1 protein-coding gene is annotated in these 603 nt (G+C 41.6%); it reads right to left on the reverse strand.

All coding sequences use genetic code 11. The annotated features are described in order from the left end of the window. Positions 1–162: 162 nt before the first annotated feature. The coding region (locus HMPREF2805_RS01130; RefSeq protein ID WP_148131567.1) for a MiiA motif-containing surface protein at positions 163–603 on the reverse strand (441 nt) is incomplete at its 5' end.

Genomic DNA, 603 nt, shown 5'->3' on the forward strand with positions numbered 1-603 from the left:
CGGAGCGAGACGGACTGAAAGTCACATAATAAGAAACAACGAGCATCTCCAACTATGGAAATACTCGCTGTTTTGATATTTAGAAGTGAGTTTTTACCCAGCTTCTTTTCTAGCAAACTCATAGAATCAAAATTCTCAGGTTTGCTGTATCAGAGTAATGGTTTACTCTTCTTCCTTACGTTTTTTAGAGATAAGGAGTCCTCCTGTCACTGCTGCAAGAAGTGCTAAACCAAGTGAAGCGTTAGATTGTTCTGTACCAGTATTTGGCAATTCTTTCGCTCCTGCTTTCTTAGTTGTTTCTTTAGCAGATGACTCTTTAGTTGCTTTCTTAACAGCTTTCTCAGTTGCAATTACCGCTACTGATCCATCTGCAAAGGTTACAACTACTGATCCGTCATTGTTAACCTTAACATCTGTTGCTGTTGGGTTAGCTTTCTTAACTTCGTCCGCTACTTTAGCTTTTTCGGCATCTGTCAAGTTGCTTGGATCTACTACTGGAGTAAGGGCTGGTGCTTTAGCTCCGTTTGCTTCAGACACTTTACCATCGTTCACGCTTGGTGCTGTTGGCGTTGCTTTCGCTACTGTTGCTGTAGTTGGAGTTGA

The sequence above is a fragment of the Streptococcus sp. HMSC034E03 genome, assembly GCF_001811505.1.
Lineage (GTDB): Bacteria > Bacillota > Bacilli > Lactobacillales > Streptococcaceae > Streptococcus.